Source organism: Psychromarinibacter sediminicola (assembly GCF_029168335.1).
GTDB classification, from domain to species: Bacteria; Pseudomonadota; Alphaproteobacteria; order Rhodobacterales; family Rhodobacteraceae; genus Psychromarinibacter; species Psychromarinibacter sediminicola.
The window spans coordinates 53,000-75,299 of the sequence record NZ_JARGYC010000007.1 but is presented as its reverse complement, the minus strand read 5'-3'; the positions used below and the strand labels follow the sequence as shown (position 1 = coordinate 75,299).

The following is a 22,300-nucleotide window of genomic DNA, read 5'->3' as shown; positions in this document are numbered from 1 at the left end:
AAAGCACCGATGCTCCAGTTCGACGATTCGACGGCGCGGATCCTGGAGGACGCCTACCAGTGGGCCGATTTCACCCGACGGCGGCGGGCCAACTTCGATGCGCTCGCGGCGCAGCCCGGCCAGACCGTGCTCGATCTCGGCTGCGGCAACGGGCTTCTGACCGAGGATCTGTCGCGCGCGGTGGGCGATGCGGGCCGGGTGCATGGTGTCGATCCCAGCGCCGCGATGCTTCAGTCGGCGCGGGTCCGTCTGGCGGGCCGCGAGAACGTGACCCTGGCCGAGGGCACGGCCGCGGCGCTGCCGCTGGCGGATGGCAGCCTCGACGGCGCCGTGTCGGTCCAGGTCTTCGAATATGTCGACGACGTGCCCGCCGCGCTGGCCGAGCTGCACCGCGCGCTGCGCCCCGGCGGGCGGCTGGTGATCGGCGACATGCATTTCGGCACCTATGCCTGGCGCTCGGACGATCCCGACCGGATGCGGCGGATGCAGGCGGCCTGGGACCGCCACCTGGTGCATCCCGACCTGCCCGAGCGGCTGCCCGAGGACCTGGCGCGCGCCGGCTTCACGGTGCGCGAGTCGATCCCGGTGACGCTGACCGACCGACATTATCGCCCCGACAGCCTGGTGCGGATGATGATCATCCTGATGACGCGCTACGCCATCGCGCAGGAGCTGCTGCCCGAGGCGGAGGTGCGGGCCTGGGCCGACGAGCAGGCGGCGCTGGCCGAGGCGGGGCGGTTCTTTTTCTCGCTCACGCATTTCGTCACCGTGGCCGAGCGAAACTGAGCCGGGGCGCCGCCGGGGCCGCGGATGTCGCATCCGGCAAGGCGGCCCGGCGGGTTTCGCGGCAGAACGGCCGGGCAGGCAGAAGGGGCGCGCATGTTCATCTCCGTCTTCGACATGTTCAAGCTGGGCGTCGGGCCGTCCTCGTCGCACACGATGGGGCCGATGGTGGCGGCGGCGCGGTTTCTGGAATTGTTGCGCGGCGCGCGGTTCACGCCGCACGGGCTGAAGGCGACGCTCTACGGCTCGCTGGCCTTCACCGGGGTCGGGCATGCCAGCGACCGGGCGGTGATCCTGGGCCTCGCCGGGTTCCGGCCCGAAAGCTACGACCGCGACGCGGCGGAGGCGGCGCTGGCGGAGATCGCGGCGCGGAAGGCCGTCAGGCCTGACAAGCTGCCCGAGATGCGGTTCGACCCGGGCGCCGACCTCGTGCTCGACCGCGGCCCCGCCCTGCCCGGCCACGCCAACGGCATGGTGCTTCAGGCCACCGACGCGCAGGGCGACGTGATCCTGCAGGAGACCTATTACTCGGTCGGCGGCGGCTTCGTGCTGACCGAGGCCGAACTGGCGGCGGGGCGCGACACCGACGACGGCCCGCCGGTCCCCTACCCGTTCAAGTCCGCCGCCGAGATGCTGGAGATGTGCGCCCGCGACGGCAAGAGCATCGCCGAACTGAAGCGCGCCAACGAGCTGACGCGGCACGCGCGGGCCGCGCTGGACGACGGGCTCGTGCGGATCTGGGACGTGATGAAGGCCTGCATGGACCGTGGGCTGACGGCCGAGAGCGGCATCCTGCCCGGCGGGCTGAACGTGCGCCGCCGCGCCGGCGCGATCCGGCAGCGACTGGAGGACGAGCGCGGGCGCAACCTGACGCCGCCGCATGTCATCAACGACTGGATGAGCGTCTACGCCATGGCCGTGAACGAGGAGAACGCGGCCGGCGGACAGGTCGTCACCGCGCCCACCAACGGCGCCGCCGGCACGGTGCCGGCCGTGATCCGCTACTGGCTGGACCACGTGCCCGGCGCCTCGCGCAAGCGGCTGCCGGACTTCCTGCTGACCGCCGCGGCGATCGGCGGGCTGATCAAGCACAACGCCTCGATCTCCGGCGCCGAATGCGGCTGCCAGGCGGAGGTCGGCACCGCCTCGGCGATGGCCGCCGCCGGGCTCTGCGCGGTGCTGGGCGGCACGCCCGAGCAGGTCGAGAACGCCGCCGAGATCGCGCTGGAGCATCACCTCGGAATGACCTGCGACCCGGTGCGCGGGCTGGTGCAGGTGCCCTGCATCGAACGCAACGGGCTGGGCGCGATCAAGGCCGTCTCCGCCGCCTCGCTGTCGCTGCGCGGCGACGGCAGCCACATGGTCCCGCTCGATGCCTGCATCGAGACGATACGGCAGACCGGCGACGACATGAGCCACAAGTACAAGGAAACCGCGCTGGGCGGGCTGGCGGTGAACGTGCCGAACTGCTGAGGCGCGGCGACCGTTGGCACAGGCATTCTGGCACGCCGTTTGCGGCCGGGTCCGGTGTCGCCGGTGCGTCGCCCCCGGCCCGCCGCGGATTGCGCCCCCCGCGGCCCAACCCTAGCGTGGCGCGATGAGCACCGACCGTCCCCTTCTCGGCATCCTCCTGATGGTCGGCTTCTGCCTGCTGGCGCCGCTGGGCGATTCGGTGGCGAAGCTGCTGGGCGAGGTGATGCCGCTGGACCTGCTGCTCTGGGTCCGCTTCGCGATCCAGGCGGCGGTGCTGGTGCCGCTGGTCTGACTGACCGGGGGCAGCCTGCGGCTTTCGCCGCGGGTGCTGGCGCTGACGGCGGTGCGCTCGGTGCTGCACATCCTGGGCATCGCCTTGGTGTTCCTGGCGCTCCGGCACCTGCCCGTGGCCGAGGCCATCGCCATCGCCTACGTGATGCCCTTCCTGATGCTGATCCTCGGCTGGGCCGTGCTGGGCGAGCAGGTCGGCCCGCGCCGCTGGGCCGCCTGCGTCGTGGGGTTCGGCGGCACGCTGATGGTGGTGCAGCCGAGCTTTGCCGCCGTGGGGGCGCCGGCGCTGCTGCCGCTGCTGGTGGCGGTGGTCTTCGCGCTGTTCATGCTGGTGACCCGCGCCATCGCGCGCGCCGCGGCGCCGGTGACGCTGCAGGCGGTCAGCGGGCTGATGGCGACGGCGATCCTTTTGCCGTTGGACCTGAGCGGGCTGATGGGGGACTGGCCGCTGACGGCGGCGCCGGCACCCACCCGCTGGGACTGGGTTCTGCTGGTGGGGCTGGGGCTTCTGGGCACCGGCGCGCATCTCCTGATGACCTGGTCGCTGCGCTTCGCCCCCGCCGCCACGGTCGCACCGATGCAGTATCTGGAGATACCCTTCGCCACGTTGATCGGCTGGCTGATCTTCCGCGACTTCCCCAACGGCCTGGCGCTGGCCGGGATCGCGGTGACGATGGGCGCCGGGCTCTACGTCATCCTGCGCGAGCAGCGGGTCAGCCGGGCGGCGCGGGTGAAAGCGCCCGGACCGCCGGTGTGAGATGCGCCCGCGGCAGGATCACCAGCATCCCGGGGCCATGGAAGCTCAGCCGCACCGGGCCGGTCGATTCGTTCGAGGTGCCGACCCGGCCGTCGGGGGCGAAGTCGAGCCCCGCGATCGGCCAGCGCAGCCCCGTGCTCTCGCCGGTGACCGGCGCCATCGGGAACAGCGAGACCCGTGTGCCCACCGGCAGGTCCAGCGCGACCTGCGGCGGCGCGTGAAAGGCGAGGTCCTCGGCCCCCAGCACGATGACCGCGCCGCCCGGCCGGCGGGCGAGCACGTTGAACGCGGCCAGCTCGTGATCGGTGCGCGCGCCGGTGAAGCCCAGCGCCAGCACCAGGGGCGCCTCTATGTTGCTCAGCGCCTTGTGAAAATCGGTGCTGTCCTGCTCGGCGATCTCGCAGACGGTGGCCGGATCCAGCCGGCTGCGCGTCTCGTCCGTGACCGAGTCCAAGTCGCCGATCACCGCGCGCGGCGTCAGCCCGACGGCCAGCGCCCGGTCGGCGCCGCTGTCGGCGGCCACCAGCACCGGCGCCAGCGCCAGCGCTTCGCGCAGGCGTTTTGTTTCCACCGGCGCGCCACCGAGCAGCGTGACCGGAGCCTGTGATTGGACAAATGCGGCAGTCATGCCGATATTAATGAGATATTCGGGCATTCGTCACAATCTGGCCTGGAAAAAATACCGCAATAACCTCTGTTCCGTTCCGAATCCGGAACCACCAGATGGTAAACGTTGCCTCGCTGGATCGGGGGAGAAAGCGACGATATAATGGTTAACGCCAGTAAAATTCTGACGGTGTCCTACGGGACGTTCTCATGCACGCTCGAGGGGTTCGACGAGCCCTTCTCGACCATGAAGTCGATCGCGGAGTATTTCCGGGACCTTGCGGCGGACGACCGATATTTCGGGGCCGAACCGCCGCAGCCCGATGCCGAGATGCTGCACCGCATCGCCGAAAAGGAAATCCGCCGCCGGGTGGAGGCGAAGGTTCAGAAGAACGGGATCCTGCTGCGCCCCCTCGATGACGAGGCCGGCCCCGCCATGCCCGAGCCGCCGGCGGCCCCGTCGCGCCCCGCCCCGGCCCGCGCCCCGGATCGCGCCCCGAACCGCGCACCCTCCGGCGACAGCGCCGCACCCCGCACGCCCGCCCCGCAGCCGGACCCGGAGCCGGCGCCGCGCCGTCAGCCGGCCCCTGAGCCGGTGCCCGCCGGCACCGACGCCGCGGCCGAGACCGTCGCCGAAAAGCTCCGCCGGATCCGCGCGGCCGTCGCCCGCGCCCAGACCGAACCGCAGCTCGCCTCGACATTCGCCGAGGACGAAAGCCCCGAGCCGCAGCCCGCCCCCGAGGGATTTCTCGCCGAGGATAACGCGCCCGAGGAGGCGCCGCAGGCCGAGAGCGAGGCCGAGAGCACGGAGGCCGACGACGAGGGCATGCTCGACGCCGTGACCGCCGCCGAGGCCGGCCCCGCCGACTTCGAACCCGAGGTCGTCGAAGAGGATCTGGCCGAGACGGAAGAGCCGCGCGACGCGCTGGCGATGCCCGAGGACGAGGCGACCGAGGCCGAGGACGACCCCGAGGCCGCCGCGCCGGAAAGCCTGGACATCTCGGCCTTCCTGCAAGGCAGCGACGAGGCCGAACAGGCGGCGCCCGAGCGGGACGCCGACACGCCTGTCGCCGAGGACGCGGTCGAGCCGCAGGTGACCGATATCGCATGGGACGAGGCGGAGACCGTCGACGCCGAGGCGGAGACCGCCGGGGCCGACAGCGCGGAAGACGAGGAGCCGGAGCCGGTCGTGGCCGAGGAGGCTGAGACGGCTGAGGTGACCGAGGTCGCGTCGGGTGTCGCGGAAGACGAGGTACAGGTCGAGGCCGTCGCCGAGGAACCGGTCGAGGTCGAAGAGGTCGCGGAGGCCGAAGAGGCAGAAACCGCCGCCGATGTGACGGAGGACGAGGCCGAAGCCGAGGCTGTCACCGCGGAACTGGCCGAGGTCGAAGAGGCCGCGGACATGGACGCGGCGGAGACCGCCGCCGACGGGACGGAGGACGAGGCCGAGGCTGTCGCCGAGGAAGAGGCCGCGGTTACGGGCGAGGCGGAAAGCGCCGCCGACGCGACGGAGGACGAGATCGAGGCCGACGCCGTGGAACTGGCCGAGGCCGAAGAGGCCGTGGACGCGGACGCGGACGCGGCGGAGGTCGTCGCCGACGCGACGGAGGACGAGGCCCAGGCCGAGGCGTCCGACTCCCGCGAGTCCCGACACCCGGCCGTGCCGCAAACCTCCGCTGAAGACGAGTACGAGGACGAGGCCGACGACGAGATCGCCGAGATCGAACTCGACCTGACGGAAATCCTCGGGGGCGGCGCGGCGAAGGACGATGACCGGCTGCCGCCCCTGTCGCTGACCGAGGCGGACCGGGTCGACCCCGACGCCGCCGGCGACACCGCGGACACCTCCGACACGCAGCGCGCCCGGGTCCGGGTGGTGAAGATGTCGCGCGAGGAATTCGACGCCCGCTTCGTCGAAAGCCCGGAAGACGACGCCGAGCCGGAGGTCGAGGTCAGCGCCCAGGCCGAGGTTTCCGAAGAGATCGACATCTCGGAGTTGGAAGACGCCGAGGCCGCCACTGCGGAGACCGCCGAGACCGAGACCGCCGCGGAAGGCGTCGAGACCGAAGAGCAGGCCGAGCCGGACGCAGCTGAGGAGGCCGGGGCCGGCCTGCCGGACCGCGAGGAAATCCGCGCCGCGCTGGGCGAGACGGGCCTCAGCCCGGAGGACGAGGCCGATCTGATCGAGGAGCTGATGCAGGCCGGCCGCGATGACGATGACGCGGACGACGCCGCCGATCAGGGCCCGCGGTTCGAGTTCTCCGACGCGGCGGATAGCGAGGATACCGACGCGGCGGACACCGAGCCGCACGCGCCGCACTGGGACGAAGACCGCCGCAAGGCCGTCGCCGCCGACCTCGCCGCGGCCGCCGCCGAAGTGCGGCGCCGGAGCGAGGGCGAGGACCGGGACGTGCCGGTAGACCGGCTGCTGGCCCAGGCCGACAGCGAGCTGCGCACCAGCGAGAACACGCGGCGCCGCTCTGCCATCGCACATCTGAAGGCGGCTGTCGCCGCGGTCCGCGCCGATGGCAACGCCGCGGCCGGGCGGCGCGACGCCGAGGCCGAAAAGGCACTGAGCCAGTACCGCGACGACCTCGCCAGCGCCGTCCGCAGCGACGACGACGCGGAGGAGGCGGCCGCCGCGCCGCTGGAACTGCCCGAAACCGCGCGCACCGATACCGCGCCGGACGCGGCGGAGCGGGACGCGGAAGACACCGGGGCCGAGACCGAAGACGAGGCGCCGGCCGCCAGGCCCTCGCCCGCCGCGCGCCGGGCGGAGATGACGGCGGCGGCGCGCGATACCGACCGCCCGCGGCGCCACAAGCGCCCGATGGCGCCGCTGATGCTGGTCTCCGAGCAGCGCATCGACCGCCCCTCGCCCGACGGCGCCCCGGTCCGTCCGCGCCGCATCCGCAGCGAGGACCTGGACGCCACGGCCACCGCCGCCCCCGAAGCGGCCGCGCTGGGCGCCGACGACCGGTTCCGCCGCTTCGTGGACCAGACCGCGCCCGACGGGCTGCAGGAACTGCTGGAGGCGTCGGCCGCCTATGCCAGCGCGGTCGAGGGCGAGCCCTCGAACACGCGCCCGCAGATCATGGGCCGGGTGGCGCGCCACCTGCCCGAGGGCGCCTTCAGCCGCGAAGAAGGCCTGCGCGCCTTCGGCGTGCTGCTGCGCGAGGCCCGCATCCTGCGCGTGGAACGCGGCCGCTTCACCATCGCGCCGACCAGCCGGTTCGCCGAGGCCGGCAAACAGTCCGCGGCCGGCTGACCGGCCTGCCCCGAAGGCGCATCGGCGATCCTACAGACGATCCGGGCGGAGCGTGCATCGCTCCGCCCTTTATCTTTGCGGGCGCGTGATCCGAAGGAGCGCTGCCGCGCAAGCGATCTCCGCGCGTGGCGGGGCGACGCATCACTTGCACGGTGCGCCGGTTGCCCGGCCGGGACGCCTCCGGCGGGCGTATTTGGGCCAAGATGAAAGGCCGGGCGGCCCCGCGTCAGTCGTCGTCGGGGTCGGCCTGGCCCACGCCCTTGAAGACGGCCTTGAGCGGGATCGCCCAGATCACGCCGAGCACGACGTAGATCGCGAGTTCGAGCCACAGGGACGGCCGGTCGAACAGGCTGGTGATGTACCAGGCGAGGGCAATATAGGCCGGCAGGCCGATCAGCAGGATGACCAGCGACCAGCGGCGGCGGGCTTTGTAGGACATCGGCATCAGTCGGCGAACGGGTCGGTGACGAGGATGGTGTCCTCGCGCTCGGGCGAGGTGGACAGCAGCGCCACCGGGCACTGGATCAGCTCTTCGATGCGGCGGACATACTTGATCGCCTCGGCCGGCAGGTCGGCCCAGCTGCGCGCCCCGGCGGTGGAGCCGGACCAGCCCGGCATCGTCTCGTAGACCGGGGTGACGCGGGCCTGCGCCTCGGCCGCGATCGGCAGGTAGTCGAGGCGTTCGCCGTCCAGATCGTAGCCCGTGCAGATCTTCAGCTCGTCGAACCCGTCGAGCACGTCGAGCTTGGTCAATGAGATGCCGTTCACGCCGGAGGTGGCGCAGGTCTGGCGCACCAGCACCGCGTCGAACCAGCCGCAGCGGCGCTGGCGCCCGGTGGTGGTGCCGAACTCGTGGCCCCGCTCGCCCAGGCGCTGGCCGTCAGCGTCGTGGAGTTCCGTCGGGAACGGCCCCTCGCCCACCCGCGTCGTGTAGGCCTTGACGATGCCGAGGACGTAGTCGATGCCGCCCGGCCCGATGCCGGTGCCGGTGGCGGCCTGGCCCGCGATGACGTTCGACGACGTCACGAACGGATAGGTGCCGAAGTCGATGTCGAGAAGCGCGCCCTGCGCCCCCTCGAACAGGATGCGGCGGCCCGCCTTGCGCTGTTCGTTCAGCACCTTCCAGACCGGGCCGGCGTAGTCGAGGATCTTCGGCGCCACCTCGTGCAGGTCGTCGACCAGGCGGTCGCGGTCGACCGGCTCGATGCCGAGACCGCGGCGCAGCGGGTCGTGGTGCTGCAGGGCGCGGTCGACGCGGGCCTGCAGCGTCGCCTCGTCGGCGAGGTCCGCCACGCGGATCGAGCGGCGGCCGACCTTGTCCTCGTAGGCCGGGCCGATGCCGCGGCCGGTGGTGCCGATCTTGGTGCCTTTCGACGCGGCCTCCTCGCGGGCGCGGTCCAGCTCGCCGTGGATCGGCAGGATCAGCGGCGTGTTCTCCGCGATCATCAGCGTGTCGCGGGTGATCTCGACGCCCTGGGCGCGGACCGTCTCGATTTCCTCCACCAGATGCCAGGGGTCCAGCACCACGCCGTTGCCGATCACCGACAGCTTGCCGCCGCGCACCACGCCCGAGGGCAGCGCGTGCAGCTTGTAGGTGGTGCCGTCGATCACCAGCGTGTGGCCGGCATTGTGCCCGCCCTGGAAGCGGCAGATCACGTCCGCCCGCTCGGACAGCCAGTCGACGATCTTGCCCTTCCCCTCGTCGCCCCACTGGGCGCCCACGACGACGACATTGGCCATGTATCCGCTCCGCTGACGAGAAACCGGGGCCCCTATAACGGCTGGCGCGGCGGCGGGAAACCGGTATTTCGGGGCGCGTGCGGGCTGGACAGCGGCGCCCCGGATGGGTCAATGATCGGCGAACCATTCCGCTGCGCAACGAGTTGACCCATGGCATTGCTGATCCGCTGGCTGTTCGCCTTCGTCCTGGTCGTCGCGACCTACAACCCGACCATGTACAACTATGTCCGCTGGGCCGAGGCGAATTACGAATCCCGGCTTAGCCTGGTGGTGCTGTTCGGGCTGGTCCTGTTCGTCGGCTACGTGATCTTCTTCCGCGCGACGCTGCGGTCGATCGGGGCGTTCGGGGTGATCCTGGTCGTGGCGCTGGTGGCGGTGATCGTCTGGGTGCTGATCGACATCGGCTGGCTGGCGCTGGACAATCCCGACCAGATGGTCTGGCTCGGCGTCGTGGCGCTGAGCCTGGTGCTGGGCACGGGGCTGTCCTGGTCGATCATCCGGCGGCGACTGTCGGGACAGTACGACATGGACGATGTCGACGAGGAGTAGGCACCCGCGTGATCGGCGCCGCGCCCGCGGGCGCCGATGCGGGGTTGCAGGGGCTGGCGCGAGGCTCTAGATACCCACCGTTCGCAAACGCCGAAGGCCGACCCATGGAAAACGTGATCCTCGTCATCCACCTGATCCTCGCGCTGAGCCTGATCGGCGTGGTGCTGCTGCAGCGGTCCGAGGGCGGCGGCCTGGGCATCGGCGGCGGCGGGGGCGGCGTGATGTCGGCCCGCGGCGCGGCCACCGCACTGGGCAAGCTGACATGGGTGCTGGCCATCGCCTTCATCGGCACTTCCATCGCCCTGACCATCGTGGCGGCGCGGACCTCCGAGGACAGCTCGGTCATCGACCGGCTGGGCAGCGAGGAGGCCCCGGTCGATGAGGACAGCGGCCCGTCCCTGCCGGGCGGCGACGGCCTTCTGCCGCCGTCGAGCGAGGAACCGCTGACGCCGCCGCGCGCGGACTGACCCGACATCCACAAAGACTTGAGGCGGCGGTGCCGACCTCTACAGCATGTTGCGGCTGAACTTGCGCGTGCGGCGGGAATCGGTTATCCTTCTAGTCCCGTGGGTATGCGTTTCGAAAGACGCGGCGCTCGCACCGATCTGAGCAGTTTCACGGGAGTTTCCAGCACATGGCGCGCTTCGTCTTCATCACCGGCGGTGTCGTCTCGTCGCTCGGCAAGGGGCTGACATCGGCCGCGCTGGGGGCGCTGTTGCAGGCGCGCGGGTTCACGGTGCGGCTGCGCAAGCTGGACCCCTACCTCAACGTCGACCCCGGCACGATGAGCCCGTTCGAGCATGGCGAGGTCTTCGTGACCGACGACGGGGCCGAGACCGACCTGGATCTCGGCCATTACGAGCGGTTCACCGGCGTCGCGGCGCGGTCGACGGATTCCGTGTCGTCGGGGCGGATTTACTCCAACGTGCTGGAGAAGGAGCGGCGCGGCGACTATCTGGGCAAGACGATCCAGGTCATTCCGCACGTCACCGACGAGATCAAGCGCTGGATCGCCATCGGCGAGGACGAGGTCGATTTCATGCTGTGCGAGATCGGCGGCACGGTGGGCGACATCGAGGGGCTGCCGTTCTTCGAAGCGATCCGGCAGTTCGGGCAGGAGCGCCCGCGCGGCGAATGCATCCTGATGCACCTGACGCTCTTGCCCTTCCTCGCGGCCTCGGGCGAGCTGAAGACCAAGCCGACGCAGCACTCGGTCAAGGAGCTGCGGTCGATCGGCTTGCAGCCGGATATCCTCGTCTGCCGGTCCGAGCAGCCGATCCCGGAGAAGGAGCGCGCCAAGATCGCGCTGTTCTGCAACGTGCGGCCCGACAGCGTGATCCCGGCCTACGACCTGAAGTCGATCTACGAGGCGCCGATGGCCTATCACCGCGTCGGGCTGGACCAGTCGGTGCTGGACGCCTTCGGGATCGCGCCGGCGCCGAAGCCGAACCTGTCGCGCTGGATCGACGTGGAGGACCGGCTGCACAACGCCGAGGGCGAGGTGCGGGTGGCCATCGTCGGCAAGTACACCCAGCTGGAGGACGCCTACAAATCCATCGCCGAGGCGCTGACCCATGGCGGGATGGCGAACCGGGTGCGGGTGAAATCCGACTGGATCGACGCGGAGATCTTCGAGCGCGAGGATCCGACGCCGCATCTGGAACCCTATCACGCGATCCTCGTGCCCGGCGGCTTCGGCGAGCGCGGCACCGAGGGCAAGATCCGCGCCGCCCAGTTCGCGCGGGAGCACAAGGTGCCGTATCTCGGGATCTGCCTCGGCATGCAGATGGCGGTGATCGAGGCGGCGCGGAACCTGGCCGGGCTGAAGACCGCCGGGTCGGAGGAATTCGACCACGAGGCCGGGCAGAAGCGGTTCGAGCCGGTGGTCTATCACCTGAAGGAATGGGTGCAGGGCAACCGCAAGGTGAGCCGCAAGGTCGGCGACGACAAGGGCGGCACGATGCGGCTGGGCGCCTATGACGCGACCCTGGCCGAGGGATCGAAGGTCGCGGAGATCTACGGCAACGTCGCCATCGACGAGCGGCACCGGCACCGCTACGAGGTCGACGTGAAATACCGCGAGGCGCTGGAGGACCAGGGCATGAAGTTCTCGGGCATGTCGCCGGACGGGCGCTTGCCGGAGATCGTGGAATGGACCGACCACCCGTGGTTCATCGGCGTGCAGTTCCACCCGGAGCTGAAATCGAAGCCCTTCGCGCCGCACCCGCTCTTCGCCGATTTCGTGCGGGCGGCGAAGGACATGTCGCGGCTGGTCTGACCTGTGACCCCGCGGTCGCGCGGCGGGGCCGAGGCCGACCCGATCTACACCTTACGCGCGCGCCACGGCCTGTCGCGCCGCCGAGTGACCCCGGGCGCGACAGGCGCGGCGCGGTCGGCCGGACGGCGCCGGGGGCCGGATCGTCCCATGCTGGATCGGCCCCCCGGCGTGTCGCGCGATCACTCGGCCGCCATCAGCTGCTGGCCGGGCAACATCACCGGCATCCGCATCACCGTATAGTTCCGGCGGTCGGACGGGTCGTGATACGGCTCGCCGGCGCGCTCCAGCGGGAAGCCCAGCTGCCGCAGCACGCGGATCAGCGCGACGGCCGAGATCCCCATATACTCCGACACGCCTTGCGCGGCCGCGATGTCGTACAGCCCGTTGCCGATCGCCTGAAGGCAGGCGGACCGCGCCTCCTGGGTTTTCAGATCCGGCGAGATAACCAGCCGCGTCATCTCCCAGACGAAGGGAGACACGATGTCGGCCGGCATCGCCTCGCGCGGGATCGAGTCCAGCGTGCCTTCGCGGGCATCGCGCAGCATGTAGGTATGCTTGCCCCAGCGCGATGTGGTGGGCATCACCCGCGTGCCGCCGATGACCTCGCCGTCGCGAACGCACAACGAGTACCAGGCCGTCGGGTTGTCGTACTGGTCCATCTCGTATTGGTCGTTATGCGGGATATCCCACTTCAGGGTATCCACGAAGAACCGTTTTCGCAGGGCCAGGTACTGGAAGTAGGCCGGGCCGTGCTCGTGCAGGGAAGACAAGTCGAACGTGATAGTCTGCATGGGTCACTCTCCTCTATGGAGAGTGATTAAAGCGGGTCCGGCTTCGCTTGTTAATGACCATTCACCAATTTCGTAAGATTTTACGCAACCTTAGCGAAACGGGCAACGGTGCTATATCAAACCATAACTTGTGGCCATGGTGGCCGCATGGGTACTAGTCTTAGCGTTTAGCTTCGATTTTGCGTTCTTGAGGCGCTGTTTGACGGCCCCCTCGCTTACGCTAAGTAAGTCTGCGATTTCCTTCATCAGCAGACCGTTCTTGACCATTCCGAGCGCTTCGAGTTCGGCTCGGGTGAGGTTTCTGGGCGGCACCAGCGAATCATGCAGGCTCTGCAGAGTCTGCTGGAGCGCGGCGATTTCACCGTCCTCGAATTCGCGATCCGACCGGGCAAACGAGCCGAAGCTGCGCTGCCCCTGCGCGCCCGCGTCCCGGCAGCAGACGGCGACGCCATAGGCCAGCCCGTACTCCGCCGCGTGGTCCAGAACGCCGCGATGATCGGGAATGTCGATCTCGCTCCAGCGCACGGCGCCGGTGGAGGCGTAGAGCCAGTTCATCACAGGGTCGGCCAGCACATAGCCGTGGGTGCCATAGCACTCCACCCAGTCGGCGGGCAGGAGGTTCTGCTCGAAAATCGGGAACGCGAATCCGATGCGGAGCGCCAGAAAATGGCCCGCCGGCGACAACGCCGCGAACAGGTCCGTGTCGACTTCGAACCCCATATTCATGCCCATATGTCGCGCCCTTTTTCGTTTCGTGCGATTTTATGCTAACTGACTTAGGAATCGTGGTGTTATCTTCTGAAGGGACGATACGCCAAACTTGGCTAACGACGCAACTTTATAGAGAGTTCGGATCGAAACCGTGGACAAAAGAGCGAGCGTGGCAGGCATTCTCTCGGATTTGGACGATCGCTGTCCTCTGGGCTTCGCGATCGCGCTCCACATTCGATACAACGCGCCCACGTTCCTGTTCCAGACCTTCCCCGAAAACTGGATGGAGGCCTATTCCCGAAACGGCTTCGTGATTCGCGACCCCGCCGTCCACTGGGCCTTTGAAAACACTGGATTTATTCGCTGGCGCGACCTCGCCGTGGGCGACCGGTCGGGGGTGATGGAACAGGCCCGGCTCTACGGTCTGAACTACGGTTTCACCGTGTCGATCCACAACGACCGGGCGCGCTCGATCGCCGGCTTCGCGCGGAGCGACCGCGACTTCCTGGATGTGGAGATCGACGAAATCGCGCAGCTTTTCGAAGAACTTGACGTGATGACTGCCGGAATCGAGATCCTGTCGAAGAAGGATACCGACGCGCTTCAGAAGATGTCGATTCGGATGACGCACCGCTAGGTGCACAATCGCGCCCGGCCCGGCGGATTGTTCGCGTAACCGCCGGATTGTTCGCGCAGACGTGACCTTGGCATTGGCCTTTCCGCCGGGCGCGGACGGGCTTATATCTGGCGGCATGTTCGCAGACCTCCTCAAGCGGCTGACGCAGCCCGACCCGCCGCCCCTTCCCGAAACCGACGCCCGCCGGGCGCTGGCCGCGCTTCTGGTGCGGGTCGCCCGGTCGGACGGCGACTATGCCGCGGCGGAGGCGGAGCTGATCGACCGGATCCTCGCCGCGCGCTACACGCTGTCGCCCTTCGAGGCGCCGAAGCTGCGCGCCGAGGCGGAACAGCTGGAATCCGAGGCGCCGGACACCGTGCGCTTCACCCGCGCGATCAAGGACGCCGTCGATTACGAAGAGCGCGAGGGCGTGATCGAGGCGCTGTGGTCCGTGGTCCTGGCCGACGGGCATCGCGACGAGGAGGAGACGGGGCTTCTGCGCCTGATCGCCAACCTCCTTGGCGTGAACGACCGCGACAGCGCGCTGGCCCGGCAGCGGGTGGAATCGCGGCAGGCATGACCGCGGCGCTGCCGATGTACGACCGCCCGGAAACGCGGGGGGCGCACGCGCGTCTCTGGGATGCGATCCGCGCCGGTCTGCTGGAGATCTGGCGCGCGGCGCCGGCAGGCTGCCGGCCCCTGCCCGAGCGCCTGTCGCAGCCCGCGGATCTCTGGGCGCACTGGACGGCGCCGGATCTCGTCCTGTCCCAGACTTGCGGTCTGCCGTTCCGCGACCGTCTGCGCGGACGGGTCACGCTGATCGGCACGCCCGACTACGGCCTGCCCGGCTGCCCGCCGGGGCACTACAACTCGGTCTTCGTGATCCGCGCCGACGACGCGCGCGACGACCCGGCGGACTGGCCGGCGATGCGGCTGGCCTGCAACAGCCGCAATTCGCAATCCGGCTGGGCCGCGCCGCAGACGCACATGGCCGGGCTGGGGCACGCATTCACCGACATCCTGCTGACCGGGGCGCATCGCGTCTCGGCCGAGGCGGTGGCGGAGGGCCGTGCCGACATCGCCTGCATCGACGCCCAGACCTGGCGGATGATCCGCCGCTGGGACGCGGTGGCGGACGCGCTGCGCGACGTGGGCCGCACCGCGCCGACGCCCGGCCTGCCTCTGATCACCGCCGCCGGCCGCAGCCCCGACGCCATGCGCGCCGCCGTGGCGCAGGCCATCGCCGCCCTGCCGGAGGATGACCGCGCCGTGCTGGACCTGCACGGGCTCTGCGCGATCGGCGCCGCGGCCTATCACGCGATCCCCACGCCGCCCTTTCCGCGGGCAACCGCCCGGAAAATCGCCTGACCCGCCACCGTCCCGTTACGTCACACCGCCTTTGATCGTTGCAATTGCTTATGTTTTTTGCCCTACTTCCCTGAATGCGAGAAGTGGGGGACAAGGCCCGCGTGACAGACACGCCGCCGGTCATAGAAATCAGCGACCTGCACAAGAGCTTCGGCTCGCTGGAGGTGCTGAAAGGTGTGAGCATGGCGGCACCGCGGGGCCACGTCATATCGCTGATCGGATCGTCCGGATCCGGCAAGTCGACGCTGCTGCGCTGCTGCAACCTGCTGGAGGACAGCCAGCAGGGCGAGATCCGGTTCGAGGGCGAGCCGATCCGCTGGAAGGGCACGGGGCCGGCCCGGCAGCCGGCCGACCGGGCGCAGGTGCTGCGCATCCGCACCAACCTGGCCATGGTGTTCCAGCAGTTCAATCTGTGGGCGCATATGACCATCTTGCAGAACGTGATGGAGGCGCCGGTCACGGTGCTGGGCCGCGACCGCGCCGAGGTGGAGGCGGCGGCGCGCGGCTATCTCGACAAGGTCGGAATCGGCGACAAGTGCGACGCCTGGCCGGCGCAGCTTTCGGGCGGCCAGCAGCAGCGCGCCGCCATCGCACGGGCGCTGTGCATGGAGCCGCGCGCGCTGTTGTTCGACGAGCCGACCTCCGCGCTCGACCCCGAGCTGGAGCAGGAAGTCGTCAAGGTCATCAAGGCGCTGGCCGAGGAGGGCCGCACGATGCTGCTGGTGACCCACGACATGCGTCTGGCCCATGACGTCAGCGACCACGTGCTGTTCCTGCACCAGGGCCGGATCGAGGAAGAAGGCCCGCCAGAGGCCGTCTTCGACACCCCGCAGACCGCGCGTCTGCAACAGTTCCTGTCGGCCTCCCGGGCCGCCTGAGAAAACGGATCAACAACAGGGAGCAAAGCCATGAAAAAGCTACTGATCTCCGCCGCCGCGCTGGCCGTCACGGCCGGCATGGGGATGGCGCAGGACGTCGTGCGGATGGGCACCGAGGGCGCCTATCCTCCGTGGAACTTCATCAACGACGACGGCGAGGTCGACGGCTTCGAGCGCGAGCTGGGCGACGAGCTGTGCGCCCGCGCCGAGCTGGAATGCGAATGGGTGACCAACGAGTGGGATTCGATCATCCCCAATCTCGTCTCGGGCAACTACGACACCATCATCGCCGGCATGTCGATCACCGACGAGCGCGACGAGGTGATCGACTTCACCCAGGCCTACACGCCGCCGGACCCGTCCTCCTATCTCGCGCTGTCGATGGACGTGGATGTCGAGAATGCCGTGATCGCGGCACAGACCAACACCATCCAGGCCGCCTTCGTGGCCGAGCAGGGCTGGACGCTCGTGGAATTCCCGACGCCCGAGGAGACCATCGCGGCGGTGCGCAACGGCGAGGCCGATGCGGTCCTGGCCGACAAGTCCTACCTGGCGGCGGCCGCGGCCGAGAACGACGACCTGATGCTGCTGGAGCGCGAGGAGCAGATCGGCGGCGGCGTCGGCATGGGCCTGCGCGAAAGCGACGACGAGCTGCTGGAGACGTTCGATGCGGCGATCCAGTCGATGAAGGACGACGGCTCGCTGAACGCGCTGATCGAGAAATGGGAGGTCGCCTCGACCTTCTGATCCGGACGCGCCGGATGCCGCCCCGGCCCCGCCTGGCAGAGGCCGGGCGGATCCGGCGATAACGGCGGCCATGCCGAACCGGCCGGACCCCATTCGACAGCGGGTCCGGCGCGGAACCGACGGCATAGCTTCTTCCCTCCCCCGGCCAGGGGGAGGCTCAGGGCGGCGGCAGACCGCGCTGCCGCCCGCGCAGCCCTTCGGGATATGAACGGACGCCGATGTTCAGCTACTGCGAAGACCCCTCCACGCTCGACGGCCTCGTCTGGCTGTCCTGCTACCTGACGACGGGCAAGCAGTTCCTGTTCTACCAGTCGTTCGGGACGGTGCTGATCCTTCTGTTCATCACCGCGCCCGTCGCGCTGGCCTTCGGCTTCGGCGGCGCCATCGCGGCGCGGTCGCGCATCGCGCCGCTGCGCTGGGTCGGCAAGCTCTATATCGCGATGGTGCGGGGCGTGCCCGACATCGTCTATTTCATGTTCTTCGTGATCGCGCTGGACCAGGCGCTGGAATGGCTGCGGCACAAGTGGAAATGCCCCGACTGGGATCAGCCGATCCGGCAGGGCAGCGATTTCATCGTCTGCGCGCAGGCGAAGCTGCCGCTGTCCGCCGCGCCGCAGGTCTGGCACGAGGTCTACAACGCCTCGCTCGCCATCTTCACCTTCGGCATCGTCTTTGGCGCCTTCGCCGCAAATGTCCTGTTCGGCGCGATGCGCGCGGTCCCGCGGGCGCAGATCGAGACGGCGGAAGCCTATGGCATGACCCCGCGCCAGGCGTTCTGGCGGATTCTGGTTCCGCAGATGTGGATCTATGCCCTGCCCGGCCTGTCGAACCTGTGGATGATCCTGATCAAGGCGACGCCGCTTCTGTTCCTGCTGGGCGTCGAGGACATCGTCTACTGGGCGCGCGAGCTGGGCGGCTCGGCCAATCCGCGCTTCACCGACTATCCGCATGGCGACTGGCGGCTGTGGTACTTCCTGGCGCTGCTGGTCTTCTACCTGGCCTTCACCCGGCTGTCCGAGATCGTGCTGGGGCGGCTGACCGAGCGGCTGAGCCACGGGCAGGCGACCCTCGGCGGCGTCAAGCAGGGGAAGGCGGCATGAGCTGCTGGGAGACCGTCGCGGATTATGCCTTCCGCTCGCTCGGCTTCGGCGAGCGGCTGCTGCCGCGGTCGGATTTCACGCTTTGCCAGCAATTCACCCTGATCGGCTCCGGCCTGATCTGGAACGTCTACTACGGCGCGCTGGCGCTGGGCTTCGGCTTCTTCCTCGCGGTCTCGCTGGCGGTGGGCAAGGCGGCGGCAAATCCGCTGTTCCGCAAGCCCGCGGAATGGTTCATCTTCGTGTTTCGCGGCTCGCCGCTCTTCATCCAGTTCTTCCTGGCCTATTTCCTGTTTCTCAAGCTGAAGCAGTGGCAGCCGGTCTTCGACCCGCTGACCTCGGCCGTGCTGGGCGCGCTGATCGTGCTGTTCTTCAACACCGCGGCCTATTCGGGCGAGATCTTCCATGGCGCGCTGCGCTCAGTGCCGAGGGGCGACGTGGAGGCGGCGGAGGCCTACGGCATGACCGGGTGGACGAAGTTTAGGCGGGTGATCTTTCCGACGATGCTGCGGCTGGGCTGGCCGTCCTACACCAACGAGGCGATCTTTCTGTTCCACGCCACGACGCTGGTCTTCTTCTCGGGCTTTCCGGCGTGGCAGCAGAAGGGCGACGCGCTGTATTACGCGAGCTATTTCGCGGACAAGACGTTCAACCCCTTCATCCCTTATCCGATCGTAGCCTTCTATTTCGTGCTGCTGACGCTGGTGCTGATCGGGCTGTTCGGCCTGGTGAACCGGCGGTTGAACCGGCACCTGCCGCAGGACCAGCGCCCGCGGATGCGCCTGAAGCCGCAGATCCTGCGCTGAGCCGCCCGCAACCGTTTTCTTGGAAAGAAAACGAACCGGATCGTTTCAAACGATCCGGCCCGGAGTTTTTCAAAAACTCCGGCGGCCCTTGCCGCCCTCCGGCCCCCCATATACGCTTCGCGCAAACCGCATGGGTGCTTCATGAAAATCGGAATACTGCAGACCGGGCACCTGCCCGACACGCTGTTGGACTCGTACCCGGAATACCCCGCCATGTTCGAGCGCCTGCTCGACGGCCACGGCTTTTCCTTCGACACCTACCCCGTCGTCGACATGGTGCTGCCCGGCTCGATCCACGCCGCCGACGGCTGGCTGATCACCGGCTCGCGCCACGGCGCCTACGAGGATCACGCCTGGATCGCGCCGCTGGAGCAGTTCATCCGCGACGCCTACGGCGCCGACGTGCCGGTCGTGGGGATCTGTTTCGGCCACCAGATCATGGCCCAGGCGCTCGGCGGCCGGGTGGAGAAATACGACGGCGGCTGGACCGTCGGGCGGCAGCCCTACGACTTCGGCGCGCTCGGCACGGTCCACGCCAATGCCTGGCACCAGGACCAGGTGGTGGCAAAGCCCGCCGACGCGGAGGTCGTCGCCACAGGCCCGCACAGCCCCTTTGCCGGGCTGGTCTATGACCGGCACGCCTTCTCGCTGCAGCCGCATCCCGAATTCGATGCCGATTTCCTGGGCGCGCTGATCGACTTCCGCGGCCAGGGCGTGGTGCCGCCCGAGAGGCTGCAGCAGGCCCGGGACGGACTGGACCGGCCGGTGGACAAGGCCCGCCTGGCCGAGATGATCGCCCGGTTCTTCAAGGAGCGGCGATATGCGTGACTGGATGGAGGCGATCCCGGAGGCGGCGCGGGCCTATCTGGAAGGGCGGCGGCTGGACGAGGTCGAGTGCATCGTCGCCGACATCGCCGGGGTCGCGCGGGGCAAGGCGATGCCGGCGGCCAAGTTCGCGCAGCAGAGCCATTTCTACCTGCCCAACTCGATCTTCCTGCAGACCATCACCGGCGACTGGGTCGACGACGGCTCGGACTTCACCGAGCCGGACATGATCCTGACGCCCGACTTCGACACGGCGACGGCGGCGCCCTGGACCGGCGACTGGACGCTGCAGGTGATCCACAACATTGCGGATCGCGACGGCGTGCCGGTCCCGGTGGCGCCGCGCAACGTGCTGAAACGGGTGGTGGAGCTGTACGAGGCGAAGGGCTGGCGCCCGATCGTGGCGCCGGAGATGGAGTTCTTCCTCGTCGCCCGCAACACCGACCCGAACCAGCCGGTGGAGCCGCCGATGGGCCGCTCGGGCCGCCGGGCGGCGGCGCGGCAGGCCTATTCGATGTCGGCGGTGGACGAGTACGGCCCCGTGATCGACGACATCTACGACTTCGCCGAGGCGCAGGGCTTCGAGATCGACGGCATCCTGCAGGAGGGCGGCTCGGGCCAGGTGGAGATGAACCTGCGCCATGGCAGCCCGGTGAAGCTGGCCGACGAGATCTTCTATTTCAAGCGGCTGATCCGCGAGGCGGCGCTGCGCCACGACTGTTTCGCCACCTTCATGGCCAAGCCGATCCAGGACGAGCCGGGATCGGCGATGCACATGCATCACTCGGTGGTCGACCGCGCGACGGGGCGGAACATCTTCTCCGACGCTGCCGGGGCGGAGACGCCGGAATTCCTGCATTTCATCGCCGGGATGCAGCGGCACCTGCCCTCGGTCATCGCGATCCTGGCGCCTTACGTGAACAGCTACCGCCGCTATGTCCGCGACTTCGCGGCGCCGATCAACCTGGAATGGGGCGTCGACAACCGCACCACGGGCATCCGCGTGCCGGTCTCGGGGCCCGAGGCGCGGCGGGTGGAGAACCGGCTGGCGGGGATGGACTGCAACCCCTATCTCGCGATCGCGGCCTCGCTGGCCTGCGGCTATCTCGGCCTGGTCGAAAAGCACGACCCGGCGCCGCGCTTTACCGGCAACGCCTATGACAAGGATCCCGGCCTGCCGCATATCCTGGGCGACGCGCTGGATCAGTTCGCCACTGCCGACGCGATGCGCGAGGTGCTGGGCCGGCCGTTCTGCCGGACCTACGAGGCGGTGAAGCGGGTGGAATACGGCGAGTACCTGCAGGTGATCAGCCCGTGGGAGCGCGAGCACCTTCTGCTGAACGTCTGAGGCCGATGGCGCCGCCGGGATTTGCGTATTTTTGAACGAGAAGAAGCACGCGGTCTGCGCTTATGAACCTGCTCCATGCCAATGACCGGCCGGGCGTCTACCCCGACAGCTGGTATGCCGCCACGGCCGAGCCGCCGGCGCCGTTTCCGGAGCTGGCGGGCGCGGTGCGGGCGGATATCGTCGTGGTTGGCGGCGGATACACCGGGCTTTCCACGGCGCTGCACGCGGCGCGGCTGGGCTATGACGTGGCGCTGGTGGAGGCGCACCGGGTCGGCTTCGGCGCCTCGGGGCGAAACGGCGGGCAGGTCTCGGTGGGGCAGCGGCAGGACCAGGATTACCTGGAGGCCGCTGTCGGCCGGGACGATGCGCGCAAACTGTGGGAGATCGGGCTGGAGGCGGTTGCGCTGGTCCGCGCGCTGATCGCCGAGCACGCCATCGCGGCGGAGTGGCGCGACGGGGTGGCGCATGCCGACTGGACCGACAGCGGCGCGGCGGAGACGCGGGCGCATGTCGCGCGGCTGGCCCGCGACTACGGCTATGACAAGGCGGAGCCGCTGGACCGCGACGGCATCCGCGCGCTGATCGGCTCGGAGGCGTTCCGGGGCGGTGCGGTGGACTGGGGCTCGGGCCACATGCATCCGCTGCGCTTCGCCTTCGGGCTCGCCACGGCCGCGGCCGCGTCCGGGGCGCGGATCTTCGAGCGCAGCGAGGCGGTGGAGGTCGGGCCGGGGCTGGTGCGCACCGCGAAGGGCACGGTCCGGGCGGACCAGGTCGTGCTGGCCTGCAACGGCTATCTGGGCGGGCTGGAGCGGACGACGGCGGCCCGCATCCTGCCGATCAACAACTTCATCGTCGCGACCGAGCCGCTGGGCCGGCGCGCGGCGGAGCTTCTGGCCAAGGATATCGCCGTGGCCGACAGCCGGTTCGTGGTGGATTACTGGCGGCTGAGCCACGACGGCCGGCTGCTGTTCGGCGGCGGCGAGAGCTATGGCGACCGCTTTCCGCGCGACATCGCGGCGAAGGTGCGCAAGCCGATGCTGAAGATCTATCCACAGCTGCGCGACGTGCGGATCGACCACGCCTGGGGCGGCACGCTGGCGATCACCCGTTCGCGCCTGCCGGATTTCGCGCGGCCGGCACCGGGCCTGTGGTCGGCGTCGGGCTATTCCGGGCACGGGGTCGCGCTGGCCACGCTGGCGGGACGGATCCTGGCAGAGGCGATACACGGCGACCTGGCGCGCTTCGACACCATGGCGCGTGTGCGGCCCCCGGCCCTGCCCGCGCTCGGGCCCGCCCGGACGCCGATGATGGCGCTGGCGATGAAATGGTACGCGCTGCGCGACCGGCTCGGCGTCTGAGCCCCGGCCG

The 22,300-nt window shown here is 69.3% G+C and carries 21 protein-coding genes and 1 pseudogene; 17 read left to right on the top strand and 5 right to left on the bottom strand.

Features of this window, described 5'->3' with window-relative positions:
* Positions 1-9: 9 nt before the first annotated feature.
* From P1J78_RS04380 to P1J78_RS04370, 3 genes and pseudogenes are all read left to right on the top strand, one after another.
* A complete protein-coding gene (locus P1J78_RS04380; protein ID WP_275566106.1) occupies positions 10-786 on the top strand; it encodes a methyltransferase domain-containing protein in 777 nt (258 codons plus the stop codon).
* A gap of 93 nt (positions 787-879) precedes the next feature.
* Complete coding sequence (locus tag P1J78_RS04375) at positions 880-2,256, top strand: L-serine ammonia-lyase (RefSeq protein WP_275566105.1); 1,377 nt, start codon at positions 880-882, stop codon at positions 2,254-2,256.
* A gap of 124 nt (positions 2,257-2,380) precedes the next feature.
* Positions 2,381-3,304: pseudogene (locus P1J78_RS04370) on the top strand (DMT family transporter).
* Here P1J78_RS04370 and P1J78_RS04365 read toward each other — a convergent pair.
* Positions 3,261-3,932 (bottom strand): thiamine diphosphokinase, encoded by a 672-nt coding sequence (locus tag P1J78_RS04365; protein WP_275566104.1) that lies wholly within the window; start codon positions 3,930-3,932, stop codon positions 3,261-3,263. The pseudogene P1J78_RS04370 and the gene P1J78_RS04365 overlap by 44 nt on opposite strands.
* Before the next feature lie 168 nt (positions 3,933-4,100).
* Here P1J78_RS04365 and P1J78_RS04360 point away from each other — a divergent pair, with 168 nt between their 5' ends.
* A complete protein-coding gene (locus P1J78_RS04360) occupies positions 4,101-7,178 on the top strand; it encodes a hypothetical protein (RefSeq protein ID WP_275566103.1) in 3,078 nt (1,025 codons plus the stop codon).
* Positions 7,179-7,404: 226 nt separating this feature from the next.
* Here P1J78_RS04360 and P1J78_RS04355 read toward each other — a convergent pair whose 3' ends face one another.
* On the bottom strand, positions 7,405-7,623 hold the full coding sequence (locus P1J78_RS04355; protein WP_275566102.1) for a DUF2842 domain-containing protein: 219 nt from the start codon (positions 7,621-7,623) through the stop codon (positions 7,405-7,407).
* A complete protein-coding gene (locus P1J78_RS04350; protein WP_275566101.1) occupies positions 7,623-8,918 on the bottom strand; it encodes an adenylosuccinate synthase in 1,296 nt (431 codons plus the stop codon). The genes P1J78_RS04355 and P1J78_RS04350 overlap by 1 nt, the downstream gene beginning before the upstream one ends.
* 150 nt (positions 8,919-9,068) lie before the next feature.
* On the opposite strand from P1J78_RS04350, the gene P1J78_RS04345 reads away from it, so the two are divergent.
* The 3 genes from P1J78_RS04345 (at position 9,069) to pyrG (ending at position 11,745) form a co-directional block, all read left to right on the top strand.
* Positions 9,069-9,467, top strand: coding sequence for a DUF6524 family protein (locus tag P1J78_RS04345; protein WP_275566100.1), 399 nt, complete (start codon positions 9,069-9,071; stop codon positions 9,465-9,467).
* 104 nt (positions 9,468-9,571) lie between these two features.
* Positions 9,572-9,934 (top strand): preprotein translocase subunit SecG, encoded by a 363-nt coding sequence (gene secG / locus P1J78_RS04340; RefSeq protein WP_275566099.1) that lies wholly within the window; start codon positions 9,572-9,574, stop codon positions 9,932-9,934.
* A gap of 167 nt (positions 9,935-10,101) precedes the next feature.
* Complete coding sequence (pyrG, locus tag P1J78_RS04335) at positions 10,102-11,745, top strand: CTP synthase (protein WP_275566098.1); 1,644 nt, start codon at positions 10,102-10,104, stop codon at positions 11,743-11,745.
* A 179-nt stretch (positions 11,746-11,924) separates the two neighbouring features.
* Here pyrG and P1J78_RS04330 read toward each other — a convergent pair whose 3' ends face one another.
* Both P1J78_RS04330 and P1J78_RS04325 read right to left on the bottom strand, forming a co-directional pair.
* Positions 11,925-12,536, bottom strand: a complete 612-nt coding sequence (locus tag P1J78_RS04330) for an acyl-homoserine-lactone synthase (RefSeq protein WP_275566097.1) — start codon at positions 12,534-12,536, stop codon at positions 11,925-11,927.
* 111 nt (positions 12,537-12,647) lie between these two features.
* On the bottom strand, positions 12,648-13,268 hold the full coding sequence (locus tag P1J78_RS04325; protein WP_309568094.1) for a helix-turn-helix transcriptional regulator: 621 nt from the start codon (positions 13,266-13,268) through the stop codon (positions 12,648-12,650).
* A 148-nt stretch (positions 13,269-13,416) separates the two neighbouring features.
* On the opposite strand from P1J78_RS04325, the gene P1J78_RS04320 reads away from it, so the two are divergent.
* From P1J78_RS04320 to P1J78_RS04275, 10 genes are all read left to right on the top strand, one after another.
* Positions 13,417-13,884 carry an autoinducer binding domain-containing protein gene (locus tag P1J78_RS04320; RefSeq protein WP_275566096.1) on the top strand — a complete coding sequence of 156 codons (468 nt, stop codon included), beginning with the start codon at positions 13,417-13,419 and terminating at the stop codon, positions 13,882-13,884.
* Positions 13,885-13,999: 115 nt separating this feature from the next.
* A complete protein-coding gene (locus tag P1J78_RS04315; protein WP_275566095.1) occupies positions 14,000-14,443 on the top strand; it encodes a tellurite resistance TerB family protein in 444 nt (147 codons plus the stop codon).
* Positions 14,440-15,231 (top strand): phosphate/phosphite/phosphonate ABC transporter substrate-binding protein, encoded by a 792-nt coding sequence (locus tag P1J78_RS04310; RefSeq protein ID WP_275566094.1) that lies wholly within the window; start codon positions 14,440-14,442, stop codon positions 15,229-15,231. The genes P1J78_RS04315 and P1J78_RS04310 overlap by 4 nt, the downstream gene beginning before the upstream one ends.
* A 101-nt stretch (positions 15,232-15,332) precedes the next feature.
* Positions 15,333-16,109, top strand: a complete 777-nt coding sequence (locus P1J78_RS04305; protein WP_275566093.1) for an ABC transporter ATP-binding protein — start codon at positions 15,333-15,335, stop codon at positions 16,107-16,109.
* Between the two features lie 30 nt (positions 16,110-16,139).
* Complete coding sequence (locus tag P1J78_RS04300; RefSeq protein ID WP_275566092.1) at positions 16,140-16,856, top strand: transporter substrate-binding domain-containing protein; 717 nt, start codon at positions 16,140-16,142, stop codon at positions 16,854-16,856.
* 218 nt (positions 16,857-17,074) lie between these two features.
* The gene (locus tag P1J78_RS04295) at positions 17,075-17,956 is read left to right on the top strand and encodes an ABC transporter permease (RefSeq protein WP_275566091.1); all 882 of its coding nucleotides are present in this window, start codon (positions 17,075-17,077) and stop codon (positions 17,954-17,956) included.
* Complete coding sequence (locus P1J78_RS04290; protein ID WP_275566090.1) at positions 17,953-18,759, top strand: ABC transporter permease; 807 nt, start codon at positions 17,953-17,955, stop codon at positions 18,757-18,759. Before P1J78_RS04295 ends, P1J78_RS04290 begins: the two co-directional genes overlap by 4 nt.
* A gap of 141 nt (positions 18,760-18,900) precedes the next feature.
* A complete protein-coding gene (locus tag P1J78_RS04285; protein WP_275566089.1) occupies positions 18,901-19,587 on the top strand; it encodes a type 1 glutamine amidotransferase in 687 nt (228 codons plus the stop codon).
* Positions 19,580-20,932 carry a glutamine synthetase family protein gene (locus tag P1J78_RS04280; RefSeq protein WP_275566088.1) on the top strand — a complete coding sequence of 451 codons (1,353 nt, stop codon included), beginning with the start codon at positions 19,580-19,582 and terminating at the stop codon, positions 20,930-20,932. The genes P1J78_RS04285 and P1J78_RS04280 overlap by 8 nt, the downstream gene beginning before the upstream one ends.
* 62 nt (positions 20,933-20,994) lie before the next feature.
* Entirely contained in the window at positions 20,995-22,290 is a 1,296-nt protein-coding gene (locus P1J78_RS04275) for an NAD(P)/FAD-dependent oxidoreductase (protein WP_275566087.1), read from the top strand.
* Positions 22,291-22,300 lie beyond the last annotated feature (10 nt).